23 protein-coding genes are annotated in these 26591 nt (G+C 47.6%); 12 read left to right on the forward strand and 11 right to left on the reverse strand.

The annotated features are described in order from the left end of the window. Window positions 1-103 precede the first annotated feature (103 nt). Window positions 104-2530: an acyl-CoA dehydrogenase FadE gene (gene fadE, locus ACXAFQ_RS17590; protein ID WP_474824709.1), complete on the forward strand. Its 2427-nt coding sequence runs from the start codon at window positions 104-106 to the stop codon at window positions 2528-2530. A gap of 67 nt (window positions 2531-2597) precedes the next feature. Here the strand turns inward: fadE and ACXAFQ_RS17595 are convergent, their stop codons facing one another. Then, window positions 2598-3233, reverse strand: coding sequence for a response regulator transcription factor (locus tag ACXAFQ_RS17595; RefSeq protein WP_474824710.1), 636 nt, complete (start codon window positions 3231-3233; stop codon window positions 2598-2600). Window positions 3234-3423: 190 nt separating this feature from the next. Between ACXAFQ_RS17595 and cmoA the strand changes: the two genes are divergently transcribed. The 8 genes from cmoA (at window position 3424) to ACXAFQ_RS17635 (ending at window position 12672) form a co-directional block, all read left to right on the forward strand. Continuing rightward, window positions 3424-4176 (forward strand): carboxy-S-adenosyl-L-methionine synthase CmoA, encoded by a 753-nt coding sequence (cmoA, locus tag ACXAFQ_RS17600; RefSeq protein WP_474824711.1) that lies wholly within the window; start codon window positions 3424-3426, stop codon window positions 4174-4176. Then, a complete protein-coding gene (gene cmoB / locus ACXAFQ_RS17605; protein ID WP_474824712.1) occupies window positions 4169-5152 on the forward strand; it encodes a tRNA 5-methoxyuridine(34)/uridine 5-oxyacetic acid(34) synthase CmoB in 984 nt (327 codons plus the stop codon). The genes cmoA and cmoB overlap by 8 nt, the downstream gene beginning before the upstream one ends. Before the next feature lie 94 nt (window positions 5153-5246). Further along, window positions 5247-6113 carry a kinase gene (locus ACXAFQ_RS17610; RefSeq protein WP_474824713.1) on the forward strand — a complete coding sequence of 289 codons (867 nt, stop codon included), beginning with the start codon at window positions 5247-5249 and terminating at the stop codon, window positions 6111-6113. A 2-nt stretch (window positions 6114-6115) separates the two neighbouring features. After that, the gene (locus ACXAFQ_RS17615; protein ID WP_474824714.1) at window positions 6116-6934 is read left to right on the forward strand and encodes an HAD-IIB family hydrolase; all 819 of its coding nucleotides are present in this window, start codon (window positions 6116-6118) and stop codon (window positions 6932-6934) included. Window positions 6935-6948: 14 nt separating this feature from the next. Next, window positions 6949-8172: a glycosyltransferase family protein gene (locus ACXAFQ_RS17620; protein ID WP_070127729.1), complete on the forward strand. Its 1224-nt coding sequence runs from the start codon at window positions 6949-6951 to the stop codon at window positions 8170-8172. 3 nt (window positions 8173-8175) lie between these two features. Beyond that, on the forward strand, window positions 8176-9939 hold the full coding sequence (locus ACXAFQ_RS17625; RefSeq protein ID WP_474824715.1) for a sugar phosphorylase: 1764 nt from the start codon (window positions 8176-8178) through the stop codon (window positions 9937-9939). A gap of 111 nt (window positions 9940-10050) precedes the next feature. After that, on the forward strand, window positions 10051-11304 hold the full coding sequence (gene moeA / locus ACXAFQ_RS17630; RefSeq protein WP_474824716.1) for a molybdopterin molybdotransferase MoeA: 1254 nt from the start codon (window positions 10051-10053) through the stop codon (window positions 11302-11304). A gap of 6 nt (window positions 11305-11310) precedes the next feature. Further along, a complete protein-coding gene (locus ACXAFQ_RS17635) occupies window positions 11311-12672 on the forward strand; it encodes an MATE family efflux transporter (protein WP_474824717.1) in 1362 nt (453 codons plus the stop codon). On the opposite strand, the gene ACXAFQ_RS17640 is transcribed toward ACXAFQ_RS17635, so the two are convergent. The 4 genes from ACXAFQ_RS17640 to ACXAFQ_RS17655 all read right to left on the reverse strand — a co-directional run bounded on the left by ACXAFQ_RS17640 (window position 12654) and on the right by ACXAFQ_RS17655 (window position 15820). Beyond that, window positions 12654-13319: a rhomboid family intramembrane serine protease gene (locus tag ACXAFQ_RS17640; RefSeq protein WP_474824718.1), complete on the reverse strand. Its 666-nt coding sequence runs from the start codon at window positions 13317-13319 to the stop codon at window positions 12654-12656. The two genes, ACXAFQ_RS17635 and ACXAFQ_RS17640, sit on opposite strands and share 19 nt — an antisense overlap. Before the next feature lie 79 nt (window positions 13320-13398). Beyond that, entirely contained in the window at window positions 13399-14013 is a 615-nt protein-coding gene (locus tag ACXAFQ_RS17645) for a nucleotidyltransferase family protein (protein ID WP_474824719.1), read from the reverse strand. Beyond that, the gene (locus ACXAFQ_RS17650) at window positions 13998-14984 is read right to left on the reverse strand and encodes an XdhC family protein (protein ID WP_474824720.1); all 987 of its coding nucleotides are present in this window, start codon (window positions 14982-14984) and stop codon (window positions 13998-14000) included. Before ACXAFQ_RS17650 ends, ACXAFQ_RS17645 begins: the two co-directional genes overlap by 16 nt. Beyond that, window positions 14981-15820 carry an RDD family protein gene (locus ACXAFQ_RS17655; RefSeq protein WP_474824721.1) on the reverse strand — a complete coding sequence of 280 codons (840 nt, stop codon included), beginning with the start codon at window positions 15818-15820 and terminating at the stop codon, window positions 14981-14983. Before ACXAFQ_RS17655 ends, ACXAFQ_RS17650 begins: the two co-directional genes overlap by 4 nt. A gap of 208 nt (window positions 15821-16028) precedes the next feature. On the opposite strand from ACXAFQ_RS17655, the gene cysK reads away from it, so the two are divergent. Further along, entirely contained in the window at window positions 16029-16994 is a 966-nt protein-coding gene (cysK, locus tag ACXAFQ_RS17660) for a cysteine synthase A (protein ID WP_070127737.1), read from the forward strand. A 103-nt stretch (window positions 16995-17097) separates the two neighbouring features. Next, the gene (locus ACXAFQ_RS17665; protein WP_474824722.1) at window positions 17098-17565 is read left to right on the forward strand and encodes a nuclear transport factor 2 family protein; all 468 of its coding nucleotides are present in this window, start codon (window positions 17098-17100) and stop codon (window positions 17563-17565) included. Here ACXAFQ_RS17665 and ggt read toward each other — a convergent pair whose 3' ends face one another. Together ggt and ACXAFQ_RS17675 are read right to left on the reverse strand one after the other, a co-directional pair. Then, a complete protein-coding gene (ggt, locus tag ACXAFQ_RS17670; protein WP_474824804.1) occupies window positions 17566-19284 on the reverse strand; it encodes a gamma-glutamyltransferase in 1719 nt (572 codons plus the stop codon). Window positions 19285-19336: 52 nt separating this feature from the next. Continuing rightward, a complete protein-coding gene (locus ACXAFQ_RS17675) occupies window positions 19337-20101 on the reverse strand; it encodes an enoyl-CoA hydratase (RefSeq protein ID WP_474824723.1) in 765 nt (254 codons plus the stop codon). Between the two features lie 84 nt (window positions 20102-20185). Here ACXAFQ_RS17675 and rrtA point away from each other — a divergent pair, with 84 nt between their 5' ends. Continuing rightward, on the forward strand, window positions 20186-20776 hold the full coding sequence (rrtA, locus tag ACXAFQ_RS17680; protein ID WP_474824724.1) for a rhombosortase: 591 nt from the start codon (window positions 20186-20188) through the stop codon (window positions 20774-20776). A 7-nt stretch (window positions 20777-20783) separates the two neighbouring features. On the opposite strand, the gene ACXAFQ_RS17685 is transcribed toward rrtA, so the two are convergent. From ACXAFQ_RS17685 to ACXAFQ_RS17700, 4 genes are all read right to left on the reverse strand, one after another. Continuing rightward, window positions 20784-21548 (reverse strand): gluconate 2-dehydrogenase subunit 3 family protein, encoded by a 765-nt coding sequence (locus ACXAFQ_RS17685; RefSeq protein WP_474824725.1) that lies wholly within the window; start codon window positions 21546-21548, stop codon window positions 20784-20786. Continuing rightward, window positions 21548-23227, reverse strand: a complete 1680-nt coding sequence (locus tag ACXAFQ_RS17690; RefSeq protein WP_474824726.1) for a GMC family oxidoreductase — start codon at window positions 23225-23227, stop codon at window positions 21548-21550. Before ACXAFQ_RS17690 ends, ACXAFQ_RS17685 begins: the two co-directional genes overlap by 1 nt. A gap of 2 nt (window positions 23228-23229) precedes the next feature. Next, window positions 23230-23928, reverse strand: a complete 699-nt coding sequence (locus tag ACXAFQ_RS17695) for a 3-keto-disaccharide hydrolase (RefSeq protein WP_474824727.1) — start codon at window positions 23926-23928, stop codon at window positions 23230-23232. A gap of 143 nt (window positions 23929-24071) precedes the next feature. After that, the gene (locus tag ACXAFQ_RS17700; protein ID WP_474824728.1) at window positions 24072-26579 is read right to left on the reverse strand and encodes a prolyl oligopeptidase family serine peptidase; all 2508 of its coding nucleotides are present in this window, start codon (window positions 26577-26579) and stop codon (window positions 24072-24074) included. Window positions 26580-26591: the final 12 nt, after the last annotated feature.

The following is a 26591-nucleotide window of genomic DNA, read 5'->3' on the forward strand; positions in this document are numbered from 1 at the left end:
ACCTTTTTTCATTGAGGGATTAGCTTAAGGTTATTGGTCTGGTCTGACCTCATAGTGATGCTTCCTAAAAGCATTACATTCTCATACGGTAAAGGAGCTTAATATGGGTGAACTCGTCTGGTTATTGGTTTTCCTGCTGACAGCCAGTATCGCAGCATATAAACGGATGACGTTGTCTAACACTGTTTCACTTTTAGCCGGCGTGATGGTACTCGGAACCTTATTCGGTAGTATTGGTTTTTTCAGTTGGTTGGTTTTTCTGGTTGTCGCCGTACCACTTTCAATCCCGGATATTCGTCGACCTTATATCACTAAACCCATACTGGCTTTCTATAAAAAAGTCAGTCCTGAGATGTCAGCCACTGAGCAGGAAGCCATCGATGCAGGTACCGTGTGGTGGGATGGTGAGCTGTTTTCTGGTAAACCCAATTGGGACAAGCTTCACGCAATTCCTAAAGGACGACTAACACCAGAGGAACGGGCGTTCCTTGATGGGCCAGTAGATCGGGTCTGTCACATGGTTAACGAATGGCAAATTAACCATCAGAATGCGGATTTGCCACCAGAGATTTGGGCCTACCTGAAAGAGCACAAATTCTTCGCCATGATCATTAAGAAGAAATACGGTGGCCTGGAATTTTCTGCTTTTGCCCAATCAAGAGTAATTCAGAAGTTAGCAGGCTGCTCAGCCGTGCTATCAAGCACTGTAGGCGTACCCAATTCACTGGGTCCGGGCGAGTTATTACAGCACTATGGTACGCCAGAGCAACAAGATCATTACCTGCCGCGGCTGGCAAACGGAGATGAAATTCCCTGTTTTGCATTAACCGGCCCGGAAGCCGGCTCCGACGCCGGTGCGATTCCAGACGTAGGTATCGTTTGCAAAGGAGAATGGGAAGGCAAAGAAGTGCTTGGTATGCGCCTGACATTTAACAAACGCTACATTACCCTGGCACCGGTTGCCACCGTGGTAGGCTTGGCGTTTAAATTAGAAGACCCTGATGGTTTGTTAGAGCACGATGCCTCAGGTATCACCTGCGCCTTGATCCCACGAGATACCAAAGGGCTCGAAATTGGGCGCCGTCACTTTCCATTGAATACCCCTTTCCAGAATGGTCCCGTCAAAGGCAATGACATCTTTGTGCCGCTTGATTTTATAATCGGTGGTCCGCGAATGGCTGGTAAAGGTTGGCGAATGCTCATGGAATGCTTGTCTGTAGGACGTTGCATCACGTTACCCTCTACCGGTGCAGGTGGCGCGAAATCTGTGGCCCTTGCTACCGGAGCGTATGCCCGTATTCGTCGTCAGTTCCGCATTCCTGTTGGGAAAATGGAAGGCGTTGAAGAAATGCTGGCGAGGATCGGAGGTAACGCTTACCTCATGGATGCAGTAACACGCTTTTCCACTGTTGGCGTTGATTTAGGCGAAAAGCCCTCCGTCATCTCAGCCATTGCCAAATATCACTTAACCGAAAAGATGCGCCAGGTGATTAATGACGCCATGGATGTTCACGGTGGTAAAGGCATCATGCTCGGCCCGAACAACTACCTTGGTCGTGGTTACCAGGGGGCGCCTATTTCCATTACGGTTGAAGGGGCCAACATTCTTACCCGCAATATGATGATATTTGGTCAGGGGGCTATGCGTTGTCACCCTTATGTGCTGGCCGAAATCCAAGCCGCAGGCTTAGAAGATAAACGCGAGCAGTTACGCGCCTTTGATAAAGCCGTTTTTGGCCATATTGGCTTTGCTATTGCTAACAAGGTGCGTAGCTTCTGGTTCTCTATAACTGGGGGTATTTTCCATCGTGCCCCATTTAACGATGACACCGCGCGCTACTATCAACTGTTACAAGGCTACAGTGCTAACCTTGCCTTTCTGACCGACATTTCAATGGGAATGCTCGGTGGCGACCTGAAACGTCGAGAACGACTCTCTGCCCGCCTTGGTGATATTCTCAGTGGATTGTATCTGGCCAGTGCCACGCTCAAGCGTTTCGACGAAGACGGCCGCTTGTTTGAAGATGCGCCAATGATGCATTGGGCGATGCAGAATACACTGTTTGATATCGAAGAAGCCCTCGATAACTTTATCGCAAACTTCCCCAGTAAACCCATGTCTGTGGCAATGCGGCTTCTGGTATTGCCTTTCGGACGTCGTTGTAAGCGACCTGATGACAAACTGGAACACAAGATTGCCACTGTACTACAAACCCCTGGTACAGCGCGTAGTCGACTAGGTGACGGACAATATTTAACACGAGAAGAAGGCAACCTGTTTGGCGACCTCGAACAAACTCTTGACGACATTCTCGAAGCGGAACCTATTGTTGAACGCATTAGTAAGCAGAAAAAAGCCCGTCTCTCTTTCACCAACCTCGATGCGCTGGCGAATGAAGCCTTGGCTGCAGACTGGATTGATGAAGAAGAAGCTGCGCTATTGAAACGCGCTGAAGCGGGTCGATTACGCACGATAAATGTGGATGACTTCGACAACGAAGAATTGGTGGCGAAAATCAATACATTGTAATGTCGATTTCCAGATACAAAAATGCCGCTTTAATATGAAGCGGCATTTTTTTGTACAGCAGTAAAGGTTAACTAAACTGAAGTTTATCCATCAGCAGTACGGCTTGAGTACGGGTGTTAATCTCAAGCTTTCGTAGAATGGCACTAATATGCGCCTTAATGGTGGCTTCAGTTACATTCATTTCATGGGCAATTTGTTTGTTCATCAAGCCTGCCCGTAAGAAGCTTAAAACCTGAATCTGCTTTGGCGTGAGTTCGCGGAATCGTTTCAGGAGAATGGTCAACTCCTCATCTACGTTCTGCAAATCTTCTTTCATTTCTTCAGGCACCCAATTCTCACCGCTTTTAATAGCGACAATTGCAGATGCAATTTCTTTCGTCGGTGAGGATTTAGGGATAAAGCCTTCCGCCCCAAGCCCCATAACCTGTGCAACCACATCAATAGATTCGTTTGCCGAGATAACTGCAACGGGTAAATCTGGATATTCATCTTTAACAGTGATCAATCCATTGAAATATTCACCACCAGGCATGTTTAAATCTAATAACAATAAATCAATCTGCCTGTTTGCAGCCAGTACAGACATCATTGCTTCAAGACTGCCAGCTTCGAGAATTTCAGCATCTTTAAAGTACGGCTCAAGGGCTGCGCTAAGTGCTTCTCTAAACAGTGGATGATCGTCTGCGACTAAAATACGGGTCATAAATGCGTGCTCGATCTTTTATAGAAATTTGCTAATCTGTATAGCCTAATACTTTAGGCTAAGGATATAAAGTCAATTTAGCGCACACGGCTTGATTATTCATAATATTTTTCCTTTTATGTGAAAAAATTCTGCCAATCCTTTAAAATCGCCGCCTGTTTTTTTCAATTTTTCCATCCGGACAGCTTCTGTGCAAAAATCAGACACTATATTTGCGAATCACATGACCCAGGTCAGTGACTTCCGTTTCGATGAACATGTTGCCGATGTTTTCCCAGACATGATTCAGCGCTCGGTACCGGGCTATCAAACCATTCTTCATACTATTGGCGAACTAGCCCGGGAACGGGTAACGAATAACAGCAACGTGTATGATTTGGGTTGTTCATTAGGCGCTGCCAGTTTATCTGTGGCCAGAAGCACCGAGCACGTTAAGTGCAATATCATCGGTATTGATAATTCCCAGGCCATGGTTGAGCGATGCGAACGTGTGGTCTCCAGCTTTAACTTGCCTAATCCGGTTTCCATTCGTTGTGAATCAGCATTGGAAACTACCATTGAAAACGCCTCAATGGTGATCATGAACTTCACTCTCCAGTTTATTCCGCCTGCCGAACGAGAAGGGTTACTTGCGACTATTTTCGCAGGGCTCAATCCCGGCGGTATTTTGGTGCTATCAGAAAAAATTCAGCATCCTAGTGAAGCCGGGAATCATCTGCTTATCGATTTGCACCATCAATTTAAACGCAATAATGGTTACAGCGAATTAGAAGTGAGCCAAAAGCGAGCTGCTTTAGAAAACGTCATGCTTACCGACACCTTTAAAGTTCACGAAGACCGCCTCAAAGGCGTAGGCTTTACTGATGTTGTAATGTGGTTCAAGTGTTTTAACTTTACTTCCTTGGTGGCGATTAAAGCCCCACAGGAGTCTGGCAATGAATAAGCTTGCCGATAGCTGGTTCAAAGATTGTTACGAGCAGGTATTACACTCGCCGCTGTCACATTGGCTGGAAACATTACCTGCCCAAATTACTCACTGGCAGAAAAACGATTTACATGGTGAGTTCAATAAATGGTGTAAGTTGCTGGAAAAGTTACCTGATGTACCTGCTAGTAATGTTGACTTACTCGACTCGGTAACGATTGGCGATGCCAACAGCGTAACAGACTATCAACAAAAGCAAATTGAAGGGTTGCTAAAGCAATTCATGCCATGGCGAAAAGGCCCCTTTCATCTGCACGGTATTCATATCGACACTGAGTGGCGTTCAGATTGGAAATGGGATCGCGTGCTACCGCACATTAGTCCATTACAAAATCGCTACGTACTCGATGTGGGTTGTGGCAGTGGTTATCATATGTGGCGGATGCTCGGTCAAGGCGCGACAGGGGTATATGGTATCGACCCCTCTCAGTTGTTTTTGATCCAATTTCAGGCGATTAAACACTACAGTCAAAATTCAGCAATTCATTTCCTGCCACTAGGCATCGAACAAATGCAGCCAGTGAAAGCCTTCGATACCGTATTTTCAATGGGTGTGCTATACCATAGAAAGGATCCAATGCTGTTTCTTGCTCAACTGAAAGATCAGCTACGTAAAGGCGGTGAGCTGGTACTCGAAACGTTGGTGGTAGACGGTGACGAGCAAACCGTGCTGATGGCCGGTGAACGCTATGCGCAAATGCGTAACGTATGGTTCTTACCGAGCGTGAATGCACTCACCTTATGGCTTGAGCGACTCGGTTTTGAAAATATCTGCGTTGCCGATATTAATACCACCTCGCTGGAAGAACAACGTACCACCGAATGGATGACCTCTCAGTCTTTGGTCGATTTCCTCGATCCTGAAGACAATAGTAAGACCATTGAAGGCTATCCTGCACCACAACGTGCCGTTTTAGTCGCCACGAAAAAGTAGCTTTTACGCCAACATAGTGACCTATGTTGGCATAATTGTTGTAGTTACTACTCTCATAAGATTGTGCTGAGATGCACGCCACATAGGTAGTAACATGGATATTACGGGCTTTCTGACCGAACACCAATTACCGGACAGCTATCGCACCACTGCACTAAAGTGGTTCATGCCGCTCGCAGAGGAAATTGCAGAGCACCAAAAGAGTGCAAACAAACCTTTCTTTGTTGGCGTTAATGGCTGTCAGGGTTCAGGAAAATCCACCTTATGTGATTTTCTGGTTCATTATTTTACTTCTAAAAACCTCACCGCCGTGACGGTGTCTCTCGACGACTTCTACCTTTCAAAACAGTCCCGCGTTGAGTTAGCTGAATCTGTACACCCGTTGCTTAGGACCCGGGGCGTACCTGGCACCCACAACACGCAACTCGCGCTGCAAACATTTGCTGCATTAGGTAAAACAGGTGACGTTGCCCTTCCCCGGTTCAATAAAGCCATTGACGACCCTTTCCCATCGGCGCAGTGGCCGGTTATTCAAGCCCCCGTAGATATAGTACTTATGGAAGGCTGGTGCTGGGGCGTAGATGCACAAGCGCCAAAAGCACTAAACGAACCGGTTAACACCCTAGAGTCAGAGGAAGACCCGGACGGCACGTGGCGCAGCTTTGTTAACGATAAAATTACTGACGATTATGAATCTTTATACCGATTTATGCAGTATTGGGTAATGTTGAAAGGTCCATCGTTTGAACACGTGTATAAATGGCGATGCGAGCAAGAACATAAACTTGCAGCAAAAACCGGGAAGCACAGCGCTGGCATTATGTCTGATGAACAAATTCTACGCTTCATTCAGCACTATCAACGACTTACCGAACATGCATTTGCCACGCTGCCAGATAAATGCAATCAGGTATTTGAACTCGACGAAAACCGAATAATAAAAGACGTAATCAGGAAGTAGTAATGAGCAACGCTAACACGCTAATTTTCACTGATATGGACGGCACTCTGCTGGATCACAACACTTACAGTTTTGCCGCCGCCGAACCCACGCTAATAAAACTAGAAGGCGCAAACATTCCGGTGATCCCAACCACCAGCAAGACATTTGTTGAATTATTGGAGCTACGCCAAACATTGAGTCTGAACGGACCGTTTATCGTCGAAAATGGCGCTGCGGCCTATATTCCTCATGGTTTTTTTAAGAAGAAGCCAGCAGGTACGGTTTGGCAAGATGGATTTTGGTGCAAATCCTTTACTTCATCAAAAATGTACTGGCTGAAGTTACTTGAAAAAGTGAAACCGGATTTTCAGGATGAGTTCACCCATTTCAGTGAAATGACTATTGAAGATATTTGTGAAGCAACTGGCCTAGACGCTGCCGACGCCACACGTGCAGCGCAGCGTCAATTTGGTGAACCGGTTTTATGGAAAGGTTCTGATGAACGCAAAGAGGCATTCATTAAATCGGTAACCGAGCGCGGGGCCTACCCTCTCGAAGGCGGGCGCTTTATTCATATTTCCGGCGACTGCAATAAAGGGGCTGCTTTGGAATGGTTTGTTGATGAGTACCGTCGACAAAGCCAGGAAAACGTATCCAGCATAGCCCTGGGTGACGGTAAAAATGATATTGCGATGCTGGAAGCGGCGAATATAGCAGTAAGAATCGCTTCTCCCAGCCATCCACCACCACCATTACAAAAAGAAGAAAATGTATATACCAGTACCCTACATGGCCCCGAAGGCTGGACTGAAGTATTGACCCAATTACTTTTTAAATAGGACACGGAGAACACATGGCTGATTTTTATCAAAATGGCGTAGTGACCACGTTACACAACTTATCTAGACGCCCCACAGAGGAACTTGAGGCTGAACTTTTACGATTTTCGCAGAAGCGCCCAATGGCTCTTATTTTACCTTCGCTGTATTCTGAACTTGAAGGTGAGGCACTCCCTAACATCGTTACCGAACTGACCCAAGTTCCTTATCTTTCTGAAATCGTCATTGGTTTAGACCGCGCCGATAAAGAACAATACAAGTCTGCACTGAAGTTCTTTGAAAAGCTTCCACAGCATCACCGTGTTTTATGGAATGATGGCCCCCGTTTAAAAGCCATCGATGAAGAATTATCTGCTCTTAACCTGGCACCTAAAGAGCTCGGCAAAGGCAGAAACGTATGGTATTGCATGGGTTACATTCTGGCATCTAACCGCTCAGAATCTGTTGCGCTACACGATTGCGACATTGTGACTTATACCCGCGATTTACTTGCGCGCCTGATTTATCCGGTGGCTAACCCACAATTCAACTATGAATTTTGTAAAGGCTACTATGCCCGTGTTGCTAATGGAAAAATCAATGGTCGGGTTTCGCGACTGCTGGTTACTCCATTATTGCGCGCGCTTAAGCGTACACTAGGCGACCACGAATACCTCGAATTCATGGACAGCTTCCGTTATCCGCTAGCAGGTGAGTTTTCTTTCCGTCGCGATGTATTAAGCGATATTCGAATTCCAAGCGACTGGGGTCTGGAAGTGGGTGTACTTTCTGAAATGCACAGAAACTATAACCATAACCGTTTGTGTCAGGCAGACATTGCCGATAACTACGATCACAAACACCAGGATCTGTCTTTTAATAACGACCAAGGCGGCCTGTCCAAAATGTCTATCGACATTACCAAGGCACTGTTCCGCAAACTGGCGACACAGGGCTTTACGTTTAGCAACGAAATGTTCCGTTCGATTAAAGCGACATATTACCGTATTGCGCTGGACTTCGTTGAAACCTACCACAACGATGCGGTAATGAATGGCCTTACGTTAGATATTCACAACGAAGAAAAAGCCGTTGAATTATTCGCCAGTAATATCATGAAAGCAGGCACTAGCTTCCTGGAAAATCCGATGGAAACACCGTTTATTCCAAGCTGGAACCGTGTCACCAGTGCGGTTCCAGATATTCTTGACCGCCTGCTGGAGGCTGTTGAAGCAGACACCGCTGAACTACTAGGGTAACGCATGACGACAAGTTGGGATCAATTACACGAAAAGGTTTGTAATCAATTACAGGCTATCTATGCGGATGTGCATCTGGAAATCCCGGTTGGTGAACTGGCCACGGAACTATTAGCAACCATGCGCCTGAAGGCTGACGAAGATATCGTTCAGCCAACACCTTACTGCAATTACTGGGATGAAGAAGACATCATTATGATCACCTATGGCGATAGTGTGATCAGTGAAGGTGAACAGCCATTGTTCACACTCGATAGATTTCTCCATACCTACTGTAAGAACACAATAAACAAAGTACACATGTTGCCGTTCTTCCCCTATAGCTCAGATGATGGTTTTTCTGTTATCGACTACTCCAGTGTGAATGAATCACTTGGAGACTGGGGTGATATCGAGCGATTGGCTAAACACTACGGACTGATGTTCGATTTAGTGATTAACCATTGCTCAGCTCGCAGTGCCTGGTTTGAGAATTTCCAGAAAGGAGAAGGGATCGGTAGCGATTTCTTCTTCACCGCTGATCCCAGCGATGATTTATCTATGGTTACCCGCCCCCGGGTTTCTCCTCTATTGCGAGAAACCCAAACAGCCACAGGTACGCAATATGTTTGGTGTACCTTCAGTCATGATCAGGTCGACTTTGATTTCCGCAACCCCAAGGTGCTCCTGGCGTTTGTGGAAATCATTCGACAGTATCTGGACAAGGGCGCGAAATTGTTCCGTTTGGATGCTGTCGCTTTCCTATGGAAAATAATCGGCACCTCATGTATCAATTTGTTTCAAACTCACGAGTGCATTCGCATGCTTCGGACGCTGATTGAACATGCCGACCCGACCGTCATTATCATTACAGAAACCAACATCCCAAACCGGGAAAACCTCACCTATTTCGGGAATGCTAACGAAGCCCATGCCATCTACAATTTTTCGCTGCCGCCTTTGCTGGTAAACACCTTGGTTACCGGAAATTGTGCCTATTTGAAAAACTGGATGATGAGCATGCCACCGGCGCAGAACGGCACCACGTATTTTAATTTTATTGCGTCTCACGACGGCATTGGTCTGCGCCCTGCGGAAGGCCTACTCGATGACGAAGAAATTTCTACCCTGGTTCACACCATGCAGAATTTCGGCGGAAAAGTGTCCTGGCGGGCATCCGACCACGGTCAGCAAAAGCCTTATGAAATTAACATCACGTTGTTTGATGCTCTGCAAGGTACCACGGCAGGGCCAGACAAATGGCAGATAGACCGCTTTATCTGTGCGCATGCCATCATGCTTGGTATGGAAGGTATTCCAGGGCTTTACATTCATAGTCTACTGGGTACCAGCAACGATTATGAAAAGGTGGCCAACACCGGGCAAAACCGCTCTATTAATCGTCATCGCTGGAATTTTGAAGAACTCGCTGCCCTGCTCGATTCGCCCTACTCCCAGCATCACAAGGTACTAACACGCATTTCGCAGTTAATTCGTATTCGTAAAGCACAACCGGCCTTTCACCCGAACGCCACACAGTTTACTTTACAACTCGGTGACACCTTGTTCGGATTCTGGCGACAGAGTCTTGATCGCCGGCAGAGTGTGTTCTGTGTAAGTAATGTGACTAACGAAGAACAGTCTATTTTGCTATCAAGTATTAACTTGATTGGTACCGATAAATGGATGGATCTCATCACCCGTGATGAGCTTGAAGATGTGGGTGGCTTTCTGCAGCTTAAACCCTACCAAACAGTGTGGATTTCAAATATGGAGTTTGAAGACTAACACTGCTATCTACCCCGAAAAACCAGCACCTTCCAGCACATGTTGTTGTGGGTGTTGGTTTTTTTATTTTGTTAAGCAATAATTCCTCTTTTCACCTGCGGTATACACATAATGACTATCTCGACTTCTGCCCCCAATGGTTGGCTTCCCTTGGAAGATGCACTTCATAACGCGCTGTCACACGTTCAACCTGTAGTAGAAGCTGAAGCCGTAATGGTTGGCGACGCATTACACCGGGTGCTAAGTAAAGATGTGGTTGCTGGTGTAAACGTGCCCCCTGCCGACAATTCGGCAATGGACGGATTTGCGCTGTACGCCAGTGATTCGCAGTCGACACTGCCGTTACAGGTTGTAGATACGCAACTTGCAGGCATGCCGTTAAGAGAAGTGAAACTGGAAAAAGGTCAGGCAGTGCGTATTATGACGGGTGCGCTGGTTCCCAGTGGCGCAGATTGTGTTGTCATGCAGGAAAATACCTCGCGTACAGACACTGAAGTGGTCATTAATAAACCCGCCATGCCAGGTGAAAATATCCGTCGCGCCGGTGGCGACATTGCAACAGGCGCGACCGTTATAACAGCAGGCACCCAGCTCACCGCCAGTCACCTTGTTCTACTTGCTTCAATGGGCATTGCTTCTGTTCAGGTTTTCCGCAAACTTCGGGTGGGTATTATTGCCACAGGCGATGAACTAAAAACCGCCGGAGAAACGCTGGCTTCAGGTCAAATTTACGAATCCAACCGCACGGGTACCCGAGCACTGCTTGCCGCCGAACCGGTTGAGATCACAGATTTCGGGATTGTTGCAGATGATAAAGCGGCGTTAAGTGAAGTATTTACCAACGCTGCTCACACTCAGGATTTAGTGATCAGTAGTGGTGGCGTATCGGTGGGTGATGCCGATTTTGTTAAAGAGCTGGTAGCAAGTCAGGGTGACATTGGGTTTTGGAAAATAGCCATAAAACCTGGAAAGCCCTTTGCGTTCGGCAGATTAGGTAACGCAGTATTCTGTGGCGTACCGGGTAATCCTGTATCTGCATTTGTGACCACCCAACAATTGGTACTGCCTATTATTAAGCGCATGGTGGGAGCGGCGTCAAAACAGACTATCAAGCCCCTTACGATTAAGGCAACTCTCACGACATCTGTGCGTCGCAGAGCCGGTAGAAAGGAGTTTGTGCGAGCGCACATGCAAAAAAACGCGCATGGCGATTATGACGTGGTACCGCTGGCCAAGCAAAGTTCAGGTGTAATGACCACGGTCACGCAAGCCAACTGTTACATCATTTTACCCGCAGAATGTTCTGAGATTCCTGAAGGTAATAGTGTTACTATTCAGCCGTTTTCATTGCTAGAGACCCAGTAACCTTCCATGCAAAGCTTCTTTTCCCCGCATTTTGTTCTTGAGGGCAAACGCCTGATTAAACTCGCCTGGCCATTACTTATTGCGCAAATCACGCAAATGCTGATGGGCGTTATTGATACGATCATGGCAGGTAATTACAGTGCCATAGACATGGCTGCGGTGGCGCTAGGGTTCAGTATCATTATTCCTTTACAGTGTTTTATTCAGGGCTTGGGCCTTGCCATGCCCCCCATATTGTCTCGACTTCACGGTAAAGGAAATACTTCTGATGTAGCTAACGCCGCGCAGCAGGCTGGTTATCTGCTATTAGCTTGTAGCCTGGTCATCATGTTGCTATGGCCCTTTGTTGAGTCACTGGTAGCGCTGTTTCCAATGGACCCGCAACTGTTTGCCATTACAGTAGACTATGTACAGTTTGTGCTTCTCTCCATGCCCGCATTTGCCTTATATCAATGGCTGAGAAATTTCTGTGAGGGTCTGGGTACTACCAAGCCAACCATGCTTATTACACTGGTGGGGCTGGCATGTAATATGGTAGGTAATTACATTTTTATCTACGGTGCCGGTCCCATTCCAGCATTTGGTGGCGCAGGTTGTGGCATAGCCACCGCAATCGTTATATACACCATGTTTTTTGCCACTGCGGTATACGTGGCGCTTTCAAGCAGACTCAAAAAATACCATTTGTTCACCCGTACCTATAAGCCTGAATTCACCATGGTATGGCGAACCTTTAAGCTTGGTCTGCCGGTGGCAATGACACTGTTGTTTGAAGTCACACTCTTTGCCGCTGTTGCGCTTCTGTTAGCCCCTTTTGGTCCGAGTACCGTTGCCGCCCACCAAATAGCCCTGAACTTCAGCGCGATTATGTTTATGTTTCCCATGAGCCTGGGCATGGCGTTATCGATACGCGTAGGATACCGCGCTGGCCAGAATAATCTGACCCAAGCAAAAATGGTGGTGAAAAGCGGGCTGACTATCGGCCTGTTTGTCGCTGTACTCACTGCCAGTTTTACTGTTTTGGCAAAAAGTACCATTATCGCGCTCTATACACAGGATAAAGCCGTATTCGACCTCGCCAATTCGTTGCTGGTCTACGCCGCGCTATTTCAATTTTCCGACGCCATTCAGGTACTCTCTGCTAATGCGCTACGTGGGTATAAAGATACCACTGCCATGTCGGTAATCACTTTTACTGCCTATTGGCTTGTTGGCATGCCCACCGGGATTATACTGGGCCGCACAAATTGGCTCACTGACGAACCCATGTCAGCAGCTGGATTCTGGATTGGTATTATTGTTGGTCTCAGCGCTGCAGCTGCATTACTTCGCGCCCGCGTTCGTTATATTCAGCGACGACTTTCGTGATCAATCGGCGCTTTCCACTGATCGCCAATGACCGGGTCGTCATCTTCCAGCACTTCCCATGTGTAGACTTTGCGCACCGGTTTTGGGTCCTGCTTTCCAAATAATATTGCCGCGATTGCACCGCCTAATGCACCAAAGAAATGTGCCTCATAAGATATCTGCGGATCTCTAGGGAAGATTGACATCATCATGCCGCCATAAAGGAAAAAAGCGATCATCATGAGGCCCACCGAGCGCTTATCTCTGCGCAATATGGCAACGACAAACAAATAGAAAAATAATCCATGGGCAACACCACTGGCACCCAGATGCATTGATGGACGACCGAATAGCCAAACGCCAATACCGGAGCCCAGCCAGGCAAACAATACTACTTTAATACGGGTTTTTGGGTAACCGTATATCAACGCAGATCCAAGGACTAAGAGCGGTAATGTGTTATGGAAAAGGTGCTCGTAGGAACTATGCACCAGTGGTGCAGTAAAAATACCGTGCAGTCCCGCCATGGATAATGGCGTGATACCAAGTTCTCTTAAAGGTAAATGAAAAAGCACGCCAGCCGATTGAATTACCCAAAGCAACGCAACGAATACTGTGCTTAATTTGATGGCCTGAATTAGCGCATCACGATTGAGTTTTCTGTTCATCCAGAAAATATGAGGGCGCACAGCAATAAAACAATCGAACCCGCCACTTTGAGAATGAAACGAACAGATGACGTGAAGCTTAGCGCCCTAATGCCCGCCAGTCAGATGGCTCATCGATATCTATTGCGGCTTCCTTGAAAGGGACTGCAATACAGTGAGGCGCGGCGGCATTAAGTAATTTTGCAGCGCCCTTTTGCCCGGTTAAACCAGCAAGTGCATCTTCATCGCTGAGTGGGAATATGGCAGGTGACATACGCACGCCTTCAGCTTCACTGGCTATACGCGCGTTTGGAAATATACAGGCCTTGTCCACCAGATCTTGCAAACCTTCTGTGCTTACAAGCGGTGTATCTGCTAACCCAACCATGAAGTGAGTAGGATAAAGCGAAGCGGGAGTAGAATCAGCCAACGCTATTGCCGCTCTTATTCCTGTACTGATGCTCCCGCCCATACCTGATTGCCAATCTTCGTTTTTTGCGATTCGTATAGCATGCCCTGTCGACAGTGCTTGTCGGAGTTCATCATCAAAACGCCCGGTAACCACCGTAATTGGTAAGGCCGATAACGGCTGATACTGCGAAATAACATAGTGTAAAAGGCTGTCACCGCTTGGATGCTCACTCAGCAACTTGTTACTACCGTATCGACGGGCTTCACCCGCTGCCAAAACAATAATCGCTAGTCTGACTGACATGGCCGCCCTTTAAGCGATGAACCGGACTTACCGTGCAACACTGCATGAGCTTGTGCCAGCATCGATAACGCGATTGATTCCGGGAGTTCACCACCGATAGCCATTCCCGCTGGCGCGTGCAGCGTTAGCGGGAGTGAAGATTCAGTGAGATCAGCTTCAGATAACACGCGCTCTGCACGGTGAGACGGCCCTAAAAGTGCCAAGTACTTCAATGACGCTGGCGTATCATTTACCAAAGCATTAAGCGTTTCACCGTCCATGCGTACCTGGTGGTGCATAACGATGAGCGCATCGAGTTGGTGATACCATTCTGCCTGAGCAATGTCGCCGGCAGGTAAATCAGTTGTACAGGTAGCCGTTTTGAAGTCGTCGGCACGGGCATAACGGGCCCTGCTGTCGTTCACAATAACGCGCCAGCCAAGACGAGCCGCCATGTCACACAGGGGCATTGCGTCAACACCACCACCCGCAATACCAAGGGTTGGTGGAGGCAAAAGCTCACAACAGAAATCTTCCGGGTTGCTCGGCTTTGCAGTGCTGACCAGTCCGGCGGGTTGACCCGCTCTGGCTGGCTGCGAATACCAGATAGATTGTTGTTGCTGCAAGCTATCAAGCACGCTCTGTAAACCTATATAGTCATTGTCGGCATTTACCGGCTGAAGCAATAAGGTCACTTCGCCACCACAACCAATGCCCAGACGCCAGGCGATATCGCCTTCTTCTTGCATGTCATATGTGACAATGCGACTTTCACCGGTTTCCCAACAGCGCCTGGCCTGGTGCAGTAAATCGCTTTCCAAACAACCGCCGGAAACCACGCCTAATTGCGCGCCTTCTTGGCTAAAAAGCATCATCGCCCCCGCTTTGCGGTAGGACGACCCTTCAGTACTTATAATAGTGGCAAGTAACCAGTTACCTGCATCGCGCTGTCCGGCCCACGCCGACAACACATGGTAAATGTGGTGATTCATATACCTTCGCCTGATGTTCCGGCCTCGCTCGCTTTAGGAAGTACCTTAACCGAATGCCTGACCACCAATGTTTCTGCTATTTTATCTTGAATAGATTGTCTGTTTGCATCCCAGAAAATCTGCAGGAAGCCAAGCATGCCTGTGGCAACACCTGCTCCATATCCGCCATATCGGCCGAAACTTTCCCACAATGAAGGAGGTCTGCCGTCGAGCCTGAGTACCCGTATACGGGTGATCCACTTACCGGGAGTGCAGCCTTGCATGTATGCGGTAAACGCACTGTAGTAAAGTGCCGCCCAACCAAGACCGAGCCCCAACTCACTTAAGAATGCTTGTCCATCATGGAGAAATTCGCTTAAGGATTCAAAGAAGTTTGCCTCGGCTCCTGACTCATCTGCCTTTTCTAGCGGCTCCTCGTTGTCGTCCAGAGTTGTATCGCTACTATGGCTGGCCTGGATCACTTTATAGTCGGAGGTGTCAGGCGGCCCGTCAAAGAGGGTAAAAACCATAAAACCCAACAAGCAAGCTGCGCCTAGCCGTAAGAACTTACCTTTAGATGTGCTTCCCTTACCTTTAATCACGTTACTCCCGGCTCGCATAAACGTAAGCGCAGCCAATACACCCAGTACCACTGCATTGGCGTGAGAGATAAAGTACAACAGTATCAAATCGATACACTGCGCTGTGGCCCTTCGTGAAGGCGTAGCCAAGGGTTTACCGAGCAGCTCCGGCGATACCTGAAAGGCATACGGGGTAACGATCGTATTGTCTTCTTTTTCAGTACTAGACTGTGGTGAGGGTTCGTTAAGTGTGTTGTTTTCTTGTTTTTCTGCCATGTCGCAATCCTTGCCAATCGCATTTTTTAGTATTTATTCAAGTTTCAGCGCAAATAAAAATAACTTATATCGAAAAAGCACTTTTCATTTTGCAGAATGACACCAATTATATAACTGTACGCAAAAACCTGTACGGGAAAGATGCTGAATCTACACTGATTCCCGTAAAAATTGTCTGCAGGTATTTTTAAACACTTAAGGAATAATAATGCAAGTATTTGACGACGCCTCTTTATCTATCGGCAACACGCCTCTGGTTAAACTTAATCGTGTTACTGGTGGTAATGTTTATGCCAAAATCGAATCGCGTAACCCGAGCTTCAGTGTTAAGTGCCGTATCGGCGCGAACATGATTTGGGATGCAGAATCACGTGGTGTACTCGGCCCAGGAAAAGAGATTGTTGAGCCTACCAGTGGTAACACCGGTATCGCACTTGCGTTTGTTGCCGCTTCACGTGGCTATAAACTGACACTAACCATGCCTAGCAGCATGAGTCTGGAACGCCGCAAACTGCTTAAAGCACTGGGCGCAAACCTGGTACTCACAGAAGCACCTAAAGGTATGAAAGGCGCAGTGGCAGCCGCTCAGGAAATCGTTGCATCAGATCCTGAGAAATATGTATTACTGCAGCAGTTCGACAACCCAGCTAACCCGGCAATTCATGAGAAAACTACAGGTCCTGAAATCTGGAACGCCACCGATGGTAAAGTCGATGCGTTTGTTGCTGGTGTAGGTACCGGCGGTACTATTACAGGTGTTAGTCGTTACCTTAAAAACACCCAGGGTAAAGCCATTACCTCTATCGCGGTAGAACCTAAAGACTCTCCTGTCATCACACAGGCGAAAAATGGAGAAGAACTCACACCTGGGCCACACAAAATCCAAGGTATTGGTGCAGGCTTTATTCCAGGTAACCTGGACTTAGACTTAATTGACGAAGTTGAGCAAGTTTCCAACGAAGAATGTATGGAAATGACCCACCGCCTGATGAAAGAAGAAGGTATTCTGGCAGGCATCTCTTCAGGTGCGGCCGTGGTTGCAGCGAAGCGTTTCGCTGAAAAGCCAGAAAACAAAGACAAGATTGTGGTTGTTCTGTTAGCGAGCGGTACCGAACGTTACCTGAGTAGCCCATTGTTCGCCGGTGAATTCAGCGATCAAGAAGAAGTTCAGTAAGCATTTGTAAATTAAATAGAAAAGCGAGGTTCACACCTCGCTTTTTTTTTGTCATTATTTTCTGCTATTTTTACTTGTAGCATTTATAAATACCGGAATTATTATGACAATCACCCATTTCACCCTCAGCCGATTTACGCTTATCAGTTTATTGGCAATTGTGCTGTGCGCCTGTGGTGAAAAGAAAGAAGGACTTGGTCGTTATGGCATGATGGACGAGAATACCCCTGATTATGCCGCCCTCACCTTTATGCAAAGTATTTACGAAGGTAAAAACATTTCAAAAGCCATAGAACTGAGTTCAGATAGCATGGCTAGAATGCTTAAGCGCTATCGCACCAATCGTAACGTGCAACGTTACATTGTAAATTTGCGATATGACACCGTTACGATAACCCCTCAAGGTGGTAATGGTGTAGGACGCAGTGAGTTTTCAGAAAGCGCCAACGTGACGTTATTTTTTAGCGGCATGTACGGCGATGATAAAGTGGAAGATTTACGTACAGTGAATATGATCCGAGAAGACGGCCAATGGAAGGTTGACCGTATCGCCCCGGATCATTTTATGTAATTACTGGCCGACGGCCACCCCTTCACGACGAGGATCGGCGCCGCCAATAAGTTTACCGTCTTTAACCTGAATTCCGTGCAGGCCAGAGTTGAGATCCATGATTTTTACATCATGCCCTAACGCTTCCAGCGCCGGTTTCAAGCTTTCAGCCTGAGTACCTGCTTCAAGAGCAGTATAGTCATTGCGGTTGGTCATGCGCGGCAGATTAATAGCTTGTTGAATATCCAACCCAAAGTCTAATACACCAAACAGCGTCTGCGCCACGTAATCAATAATACGACTACCGCCGGGAGAACCCACAACCAGTTCCAGTTGATTATTATCGTCGAACACCATGGTGGGGCTCATTGCACTGCGAGGCCGCTTACCAGGCTCTACGCGGTTAACAACTGGCCAGCCGTTGATATCTGGGTTAAATGAAAAGTCAGTGAGCTGATTGTTCAACAGGAAACCCTCGACCATCAAGCCCGAACCAAACATAAATTCAATGCTGGTGGTAATGGAAATGGCATTGCCGTCTTTGTCAACGATGGAGAAATGGCTGGTATTAGGCTGCTCGCGGTTCATACCCAAATGTACATTTGCGTTGGTATAAGGCTTACCGGCTTTCGCTTTTCGCCAGGATTTGTCTGCGCCAATACTGTCTGCCCGTCGCTTCAAATACGGTGCATTAATAAGGGAGGCAAATGGAATATCGTTAAAATCGCTGTCTGCAATATACATTTCGCGGTCAGCAAAACTGAGTGCACTGGCTTGAGCAAACAAATTGGCAAAAGCTGCACTGTCAGGTGTTAACGCAGCAATATCCTGCCCTTCAAGCAACTTCATGATCTGATAAACATTCACGCCACCGGAACTGGGTGGTGCCATACCGCAAATTTTGTGATCGCGGTATTCACCACACACTGGCTTTTTCTCCAATGGCTTGTAACTGGCAATATCTTCCGGTGTGATTTGACCAGGGTTAATAGACGCACTGTTTACCGTTTTAGCGATCTTTTCAGCCACAGCTCCTTCATAAAAATAGTCTGCACCGTCGTTAGCAATACGCGTCAGCGTATCCGCCAGTGATTTGTTTTTCTTAATCATGCCTTCCTGCAGAGGCTTACCTGCCGGATAAAAATACGTCGCACTGGAAGGAAAGGTCTTGAGTCCCGGATGTTTTTCAAGAGCAACCAGATGTGCTAAACGTGCAGAAACACGAAATCCATTGGCGCTGGTGTTAATAGCATCGTCGAACAGCTCTTTCCATTCCAGATTACCAAATTTTATCTGCGCCATTTCCAAAGCGCGAAGGGCGCCAGGAACACCCACTGATTTACCGCCAACCACAGCCTCAATCCAGCTCATTGGCTTTTTGCCTTCGTAAAACCAGTATGGAGATACGGCGGCAGGCGCAGTCTCGCGCCCATCGAAGGTATGCAGTGTTTTGGTTTTATTATCCCAGTACAGAATAAATGCACCGCCACCGATCCCCGATGACTGTGGCTCCACCAGCGTTAACATGGCCTGAACGGCTACCGCAGCGTCGATGGCCGATCCACCTTTTTCAATAATATTTTTACCTGCCCAGGATGCATAAGGGTTTGCAGCAACAACCATATAATCTTCAGCAATATGCGCCTTTTTCTGCTCGAAACCAGTTGCAGCCTCAGGCTCATTGCGCTCTACCGCATAAGAAGTCGCGGTAAGTGATACGGATAAACAAACGACTTTAATTGTCGTTGCAAGGATTCCCTGACTAAACTTCAATGTTCGATTTCCTCTGGGTTTATTTGAACTTGTCCCGGTTTACAGGACGCTTATTGATGAATGCATCGAAGGCTTCTTTGGCCGCTTCAGACCCAAGGGCTTCGAGAAAAATATCTAATTCAGTGCTGATCTGCTGTTGTATGGCATCGTGCTCGTTGTTCATAAGTAGCTTGGTTTGCTTTAAGGCAAACGACGGCTTCTGCGCCAACTTCTTACACACGTTGCTTACGTGCTCATCAAGTTGGTTTGCAGGCACAATGCCTGTAACCACACCATAATCACAAGCTTCCTGCGCCCCAAACGTTTCTCCGAGCATCAACCATTCACTGGCTTTACGTTTGCCCGCGATGCGCGGCAGAATGTAACTTGATGCATATTCCGGAACCAGTCCAAGGTTAATAAAAGGCAGGCAGAAAACACTTTCTGGCGCACTGTATACCAGGTCGCAATGTAACAATAAGGTAGTACCAATGCCAACAGCAACGCCATGAACTTGCGCTATAACGGGATTAGAGCATGCGCAAAGGGCGTTCATGAAAGCCACCACCTCAGCAACATTATCGCCTTCATTGCGATGGGCAAAATCAGCTATATCATTTCCAGCGGTAAAACCGTCTCCCTCACCTTTCAGTAAAATCACTTTGACTTCGGGATCTTGCTCTGCAGCGATAAGCGCATCAGCAAGTTGCTGATACATTTCTCTTGTCAATGCATTTTTTTTATCAGCACGATTAAAACTGAGTGTCAGTACGTGGTTGTCAAAATGACTAAGAATGGATTGCATTGGGTACACTCCCTTAAAAATTCAGGCAATTTGTAGTGAGTTTTCTGTATCATAGCGACTTAATGACAAAAACTACAAAACTCCATGACAGATAAATCCAAACAATTCATTACTGCTTATGGCGGTCCTGTCCTTCTTGCGTTGATTGCACTGCTCGCACAGGCATTCGAACCCCTCTCAGGACAATGGCTCGCTTACGATCGCTACGCTGTTGAAGGTATGGAAACCTGGCGTCTCCTTACCGCAAACATCGTCCACACTAACTTTTATCATACGCTGCTGAATCTCATCGGTTTACTCCTGCTCAATCTGCTACATAGTCAGCACTACCGTATTATTCGCTTTTGGAAAGTGTTCTTGTGGTGCGCAGTACTCACCAGCGTGGGCATTTACTTTTTCTCCCCTGGCTTAATTTGGTATGCGGGTTTGTCTGGCGCCCTTCATGGCCTGTTTATCTGGGGCGCCTGTATGGACATTCGCGCCGGCATGAAGTCAGGCTTTCTGTTGTTGGCAGGTGTGCTATTAAAAGTATGCTATGAACAAGTTTATGGAAGCTCAGACGAACTGGCGTCGCTGATAGATGCCACAGTAGCAGTCGATGCGCATCTATACGGAGCAATAGCGGGGATGATCATTTTTGTGCTAATGATAATCCCCGCCCGCCGTTCACGTTGATGACGAGTTAAGCGGGGTCTGTCCAGGTATAAGCCGACAATCCAAGTTCATCAATCACTTGATTAATATGCGCCAAGGCCTCATCGCTAGGGCCAGGATAATCACCGGCAATGGCAACATTGCCCTGGTAACCAATATCCTTTGTGCCCTGTGGCGAACTAAAGTACCCCGCGAGTACCAGTGCTCGTAAACGGGCAAATGACTGAGCGGGACGTTCAAACGCCGCAGGGGTTTGCGCATTTAGTGTCGCTATATCATCTAAGATTAAACGTTGTAGCTCAGGCGCAAGTGCGACAAATGACTCACCACCTCTAATGACTGCCTCATCATTTAGCCAGGTTAAAAGCGGTAAAATCATCTCACGGTCTCGCTGTTGAGAAGCGTAAGGCGCACTTACCCACTCATCAATCACGTCGGGTACTTTCACTTGTGTGGCAGAGGGATACTCTCCTTCTGCTGGTACAATTAAGTCAGACAAAATGGCCACAACGTTTAACTGATCAGCAGAAAGCGTGCGCGGCCAAATCTGTGACGGAGGAGAAATAAGATCAGGATCTTTTCCATATCCCGGTGCTGTTACTGGTTTGAGCGCTAACTCTGGCCAATGTCCGGCTGTAGTACCAACCTGCTTGGCTTGCCCTGCCCCCGATGAACATGCACTGAGACCAGGTAACGCCACGCTCGCCGCCATTATACCCATCCATTTCAATGAATCGCGACGTGTCATTGAAGGCGCGTAGGGTCGATTTTTGTTCGTGTTATCACCCATCATTACATTGCTCCCTGCTTGATTTGCTTAGCCAGCCAGTCTGCGTTCCGCATCGCCAGTGTCATAATGGTCAACGTACAGTTCTTATGAGGATTCGATGCAAATACGCCAGCATCCATGACAAACAAGTTGTCACAATCCCACGTTTGCCCCCACTGGTTGGTCACTGAGTTTGTTGGATCGTCACCCATTCGCGTAGTACCCACTTCGTGAATGATTTGCCCCCCTTTCAAAATCGCCTCTTCGGGATCAGGCAACGCGCCTACCTCGGCGCCCATGTTGGTGAGAATTTTCTTCGCCGTTTCCAAACCATGCCGAACCTGATTAATTTCATTTTCCGACCACTTCCAATGGAAGCGTGCAACCGGAATGCCCCATTTATCCGTTACGGTTTCGTCTATGTCCATGTAGCAATCGTCGTTGGGCAGCATTTCACCGCGAAGTGCGAAGCCAATATAGCTACCATAAGCAGCGCGTGCTTCTTCTTTCACTTCGACACCATACCCCTGAAAATCACCGGCTACCCAGGCGCCGGGCTCGCGAAAGCCACTCCCTATTTCAAAGTGATACCCACGTGGAAAATCAAGCTCACCTTTCGCCTGTGCATCGTGTCCCCACCAAGGAATAAACAGGTGGTTAGACGTATGTCCATCTTCATTGTAGCGAGGGCGATTACGCAACGCGGGGATATATGCGCCAAGATTGGCACCGGTTGAGTCCATCAGGTTTCGTCCAATCTGACCGCTTGAATTGGCCAGCCCGGCTGGGTGTTTATCAGAACGTGAATTCAACATAATACGGGCTGATTCACAGGCACTGGCAGCCAATATAACCACAGGGGCATCCAGCGCAACGTTTTCGCCACTGGATTTATTCACATAAGTTACGCCGATCACTTTTCCAGTATCATCAGTGCGTACTTCCCGCACCATGGCATCGGTGATGACAGTAAGGTTTCCGGTGGCTTTTGCTAGGGGAATGAGTGATGTGGTTGTTTGAAAGGCCGCCCCAATTGAACAGCCACGTCCACAAGAGGTAGCGTATAGACATTTTTGCCGTATATCCTGAGCACGGGTTAGCACCGCACGGTGCATGGGTGCCATGCGAATACCTTCTTTACCGGCAGCCGCCGCAACCAGTAATTCTGTTACTCGCGCTTTAGGGGGTGGCTGCAGTACACCCGGCGCTGAGTCTGGCATATCCTCGTGGCCTGTGTTCGCGCCACACACCCCCACCAAGGTTTCTGTTTTGTCGTACCAGCTTGCAATATCCTGGTATTCGAAAGGCCAATCAGCACCATGACCATCACGGGTTTTGCCCTTAAAATCATGCTCGGAAAAACGCAAAGAGAAACGGCCCCAGTGATTAGTTCTGCCACCCAGCATTCTTGCACGCCACCACATGAATTCGGTGTCTTCATCCATGGTGTATGGTTCATCTGGCACAGACCACCCGCCGTCTACGGTGGCATCGTAGAAACCAAAATCTTTATCTTTATTACCCGAGCCCAACAGCGGTGCATCGGCATTGCGATTGAACATGGGCGTTTCAGCACGGGGATTGTAATCACGGCCTGCCTCGAGCATTAATACCTTGATGCCCTGGCGCGTAAGCTCGTAAGCCGCCATGGCGCCACCAGCACCAGACCCAACAACCAGTACCTGGAAACCTGTATTCGCCATGATTACAGCTCCTTGATACGCATGTTCTTAAACCACACAACATTGCCGTGGTCTTGCAGACCTAAATGCCCCGTTTCGTTGGCCGCAAACCCGTTCCAGTTTGCAAATTTACTCGCTGCAACTAGATTGTCCCAGGTCGAGGTGCCGAGAACCACATTGGTGGTCATGACATCGTTTTGCCAAATTTGTAGCAACTTATCCTGCAGCCTTATCCGCACGGTGTTCCACTCGCCAGCGGGTTTTAACGCGGATGAATGCACGGCCACCATGTCGTAGAGAGATCCTGCAAGATGGGTATCGATTTTATTGTCGTGGGCTTTTTCGTTATCCAATATCTGAATTTCTGGCGCATGGGAATAAATCATTTTTCCTTTTTCATCGGCCAGAATGAAAATCCCGCTGTTGCCAGCTTCACTGATTTTCCAGTCGATATAAAGGTCGAAGTCGCCAAATGCCTGCTTACTGATGAGATCCCCTGCACCGGCTTTTTCCAATTTAAGCGCACCGTTTTCGACTACCCAACCTGGCTGAATATCGCTCTTTTGATAATTACGCCATGCCGTCGGGGCTTTTCCATCGAATAACGATATCCATCCCTGTGCTTTTTGTTCAGCGGTGAGTTGATTATCCTGTGCAAGCGCAGTGGTCGTGGTGGTGGTACTGACTATCAATGCAGATAGAAGGGTCTTGAAACGATTCATTTCCGTTACCTGTTCGTTAAATTATTGTCGTTATAGTGTTTTTATCCTTCAACACTACGTTAACGCGAACAGGGGATGGTGTACAGATGACAGAGGTGAAGAGGATAGCTGTCATCGACATCAGCTATCCTGGGTGCGGTGAATTACAGATTTGTCTCAAACAATTTGTAGATCCGACGGTATTCGTCTAACCAAGAACTTGGTTGTACAAAACCATGAGGCTCTACGGGATATATCGCCGTTTCAAAGTTCTGCTTCTCTAGCTCGATAAGGCGCTGCACCAAACGAACAGAATCCTGGAAAAACACATTGTCATCGACCATAGGAGATATGATCAGCAATGGATTCTGTAGCCCTTCAGCAAAGTAGATGGGCGAGCTTCGTTCAAATGCGAGTGGATCGACATCTGGCGTATTGAGGATGTTTGCAGTATACGGCGCGTTATAGTGAGCCCAGTCAGTAACTGGACGTAGCGCTGCACCAGCTGCAAACAAATCAGGATCGGTAAACATAGACATAAAGGTCAGGAAACCGCCATAGGAACCACCGTATGTACCAATTCTTCCGCGGTCGACGTTGGCATTATCAACCAGCCAATTAACGCCATCGTTAAGATCTTCTACTTCGGGTTTCCCCATTTGACGGTAAATCGCGGTGCGCCAGTCTCGTCCGTAGCCTTTAGAGGCGCGGTAATCCATGTCCATCACCACATAGCCTTGCTGCACAAGCATGCTGTTAAACATGTATTCGCGGAAGTATCCCGACCATCCAAGGTGAGCATTTTGCAAATAACCAGCACCATGGTTAAACACCACGGCACGTTTTTTCGCGCCTGCATTTTCGCTCATCGAAGCAGCGTCGTTGGGCAAATATACGCGGGCGTATATGGGCTGATCAGTATGGCTGGATGGAACGGCGACCACTTGTGGCGTTGCCCAAGGCATAGACAAGAACTCGTCGCTAATAGTATCGGTGATTTTTTTCGCTGCGGCGGTTTGCCCCACTTTCTTTATATACAGCTCTGGTGGACGATTAACCTTACTGTGCGTCAACAGTAATGTTTGTTGATCCGGACTTAACACGTAATCCGTCATGCCGTTTAGTTCAGTAAGCGCTTCACTGGCACCGGTCTCTACGTTCACGCGGTAAATTTCGTAGATTCCAGGATGTTTCTTATTTGCACGGTAATAAACATACTTATCATCGTCAGACAAGGTAAGGTCTTCGACTACGAATTTCCCCGCAGTTAATTGGCGTGCGGTTTGGCCAGGTTGCTGAACATAAAGATGCGAATAGCCATCTTTTTCCGACTGATAATACAAGGTATTAGAATGATTCAACCAACCCATTCTATTGTGGCTATAGTTGATCCAAGCATCGTCGTGAAGCCTTTCCTGCGTGACCAGCTTTGCGTTGTCAAAATCGACGGTAACAATCCAACGATCTTTGTTATCCCAGGCTTCGAGCATGAGCGCTAAACCGTTGCCGTCATTACTCCAACTCACAGAAGGGTTGTTGGCATCCCAACTGCTCATCAGGGTAATGTCGCGAGGCAAACGATTAACCTGGTAGTCCTTGCCTTTGGCTTTGGCATTTTCTGTTTTTACAGCAGCCAGCACATCATCGTTGTAGCCAGGCAGACTCACATAAGACAGTTTCGTTTTCTTATTGGTTTTCAGGTCCACCAGCCAGGCATCGTGATTAGTCGACTTTACATCAGCCACGCGTGCCCGGGCACGAACCGGTTTGATGCGTGCATCTTCTTGAATGTAGTGCGGCATGATGTCAGTGTCATCACGATAAGGCACATCTTTCGTTGTCACTACTACAGCATATTGGCCATTTGGCGATACCGATGCCGTGACCAACCGGTCACCTTTGTCAAAATAAACAGGCTCAGCGACAAATGCCGGACTGACTTGCTTAAGGGTTTCAGTGCGGTCAGCGGAAGCCTGACGTTGCTTGCGCTTTTTATCAAGGTAACGAATGAGCGAAAGCTGTTCTTCTGCGATGTAATCGTTCGGCGCAGATACCGCTTCGGGTTTATCTGCAAACTTCCACTCCATAAGCTGTTCACGTTTACCGTTGTCTAAATCGATGGCGACGATATGTGAACCTGCTGAGAACATCAGTCGACCATCGGTCATAAAACGTAACGCACGCAACGACTCGCCGCCACGTACTAACTGTTCAAGCGGTTTACCGTTGCGTTTCACAAACAGGCTGTCGCCAACTCGAAATGCGGTAACGGTACCGTCAGCATTGGTGGTCTTCTCATCGAATCGATAAAGATACTGCTCTGAAAGTGGTACTTGCTCAGCATTGCCAGGATTATTAATAGACGCGGTATACACATCACGCAAATGGCTATTTTCACGCTCCTGTTCATACACCAGTTTGCTGCCATCTAGGTTCCATCCAGGACGACTGGGTGAACGTCCCATCCACTGCGGATCAGACATAATTTTCTTAAGGGTAATCGTGTCGTCAGAATGCGTATTTTCAACAATAGGATTGACCACTGCAGCCGGTGCTGGCGATTGCACAGAGGTAGAAGTAGCAACAGGGTGTGTTTCGCTAGTCGTAGACGCACAACCAGAGAGCGAGCCACCTAAAGTAGCTGCAATTACGAGGCTTAACATTTTTTTCATTATAGATCTGTC

The sequence above is a fragment of the Alteromonas sp. ABH2_165 genome (genome assembly GCF_056159945.1).

What these genes read in the sequence shown, in the direction of transcription:
- ACXAFQ_RS17645 (WP_474824719.1), bottom strand. Translation starts at nt 14,013, where the DNA reads ATGTCAGTCAGACTAGCGATTATTGTTTTGGCAGCGGGTGAAGCCCGT.
- ACXAFQ_RS17650 (WP_474824720.1), bottom strand. Translation starts at nt 14,984, where the DNA reads ATGAATCACCACATTTACCATGTGTTGTCGGCGTGGGCCGGACAGCGC.
- ACXAFQ_RS17700 (WP_474824728.1), bottom strand. Translation starts at nt 26,579, where the DNA reads ATGAAAAAAATGTTAAGCCTCGTAATTGCAGCTACTTTAGGTGGCTCG.
- ACXAFQ_RS17615 (WP_474824714.1), top strand. Translation starts at nt 6,116, where the DNA reads ATGAGCAACGCTAACACGCTAATTTTCACTGATATGGACGGCACTCTG.
- ACXAFQ_RS17640 (WP_474824718.1), bottom strand. Translation starts at nt 13,319, where the DNA reads ATGAACAGAAAACTCAATCGTGATGCGCTAATTCAGGCCATCAAATTA.
- fadE (WP_474824709.1), top strand. Translation starts at nt 104, where the DNA reads ATGGGTGAACTCGTCTGGTTATTGGTTTTCCTGCTGACAGCCAGTATC.
- ACXAFQ_RS17610 (WP_474824713.1), top strand. Translation starts at nt 5,247, where the DNA reads ATGGATATTACGGGCTTTCTGACCGAACACCAATTACCGGACAGCTAT.
- ACXAFQ_RS17695 (WP_474824727.1), bottom strand. Translation starts at nt 23,928, where the DNA reads ATGAATCGTTTCAAGACCCTTCTATCTGCATTGATAGTCAGTACCACC.
- ACXAFQ_RS17620 (WP_070127729.1), top strand. Translation starts at nt 6,949, where the DNA reads ATGGCTGATTTTTATCAAAATGGCGTAGTGACCACGTTACACAACTTA.
- ACXAFQ_RS17675 (WP_474824723.1), bottom strand. Translation starts at nt 20,101, where the DNA reads ATGCAATCCATTCTTAGTCATTTTGACAACCACGTACTGACACTCAGT.
- ACXAFQ_RS17635 (WP_474824717.1), top strand. Translation starts at nt 11,311, where the DNA reads ATGCAAAGCTTCTTTTCCCCGCATTTTGTTCTTGAGGGCAAACGCCTG.
- cmoB (WP_474824712.1), top strand. Translation starts at nt 4,169, where the DNA reads ATGAATAAGCTTGCCGATAGCTGGTTCAAAGATTGTTACGAGCAGGTA.
- ACXAFQ_RS17690 (WP_474824726.1), bottom strand. Translation starts at nt 23,227, where the DNA reads ATGGCGAATACAGGTTTCCAGGTACTGGTTGTTGGGTCTGGTGCTGGT.
- ACXAFQ_RS17685 (WP_474824725.1), bottom strand. Translation starts at nt 21,548, where the DNA reads ATGATGGGTGATAACACGAACAAAAATCGACCCTACGCGCCTTCAATG.
- ACXAFQ_RS17655 (WP_474824721.1), bottom strand. Translation starts at nt 15,820, where the DNA reads ATGGCAGAAAAACAAGAAAACAACACACTTAACGAACCCTCACCACAG.
- ACXAFQ_RS17595 (WP_474824710.1), bottom strand. Translation starts at nt 3,233, where the DNA reads ATGACCCGTATTTTAGTCGCAGACGATCATCCACTGTTTAGAGAAGCA.
- rrtA (WP_474824724.1), top strand. Translation starts at nt 20,186, where the DNA reads ATGACAGATAAATCCAAACAATTCATTACTGCTTATGGCGGTCCTGTC.
- cysK (WP_070127737.1), top strand. Translation starts at nt 16,029, where the DNA reads ATGCAAGTATTTGACGACGCCTCTTTATCTATCGGCAACACGCCTCTG.
- ACXAFQ_RS17625 (WP_474824715.1), top strand. Translation starts at nt 8,176, where the DNA reads ATGACGACAAGTTGGGATCAATTACACGAAAAGGTTTGTAATCAATTA.
- moeA (WP_474824716.1), top strand. Translation starts at nt 10,051, where the DNA reads ATGACTATCTCGACTTCTGCCCCCAATGGTTGGCTTCCCTTGGAAGAT.
- ACXAFQ_RS17665 (WP_474824722.1), top strand. Translation starts at nt 17,098, where the DNA reads ATGACAATCACCCATTTCACCCTCAGCCGATTTACGCTTATCAGTTTA.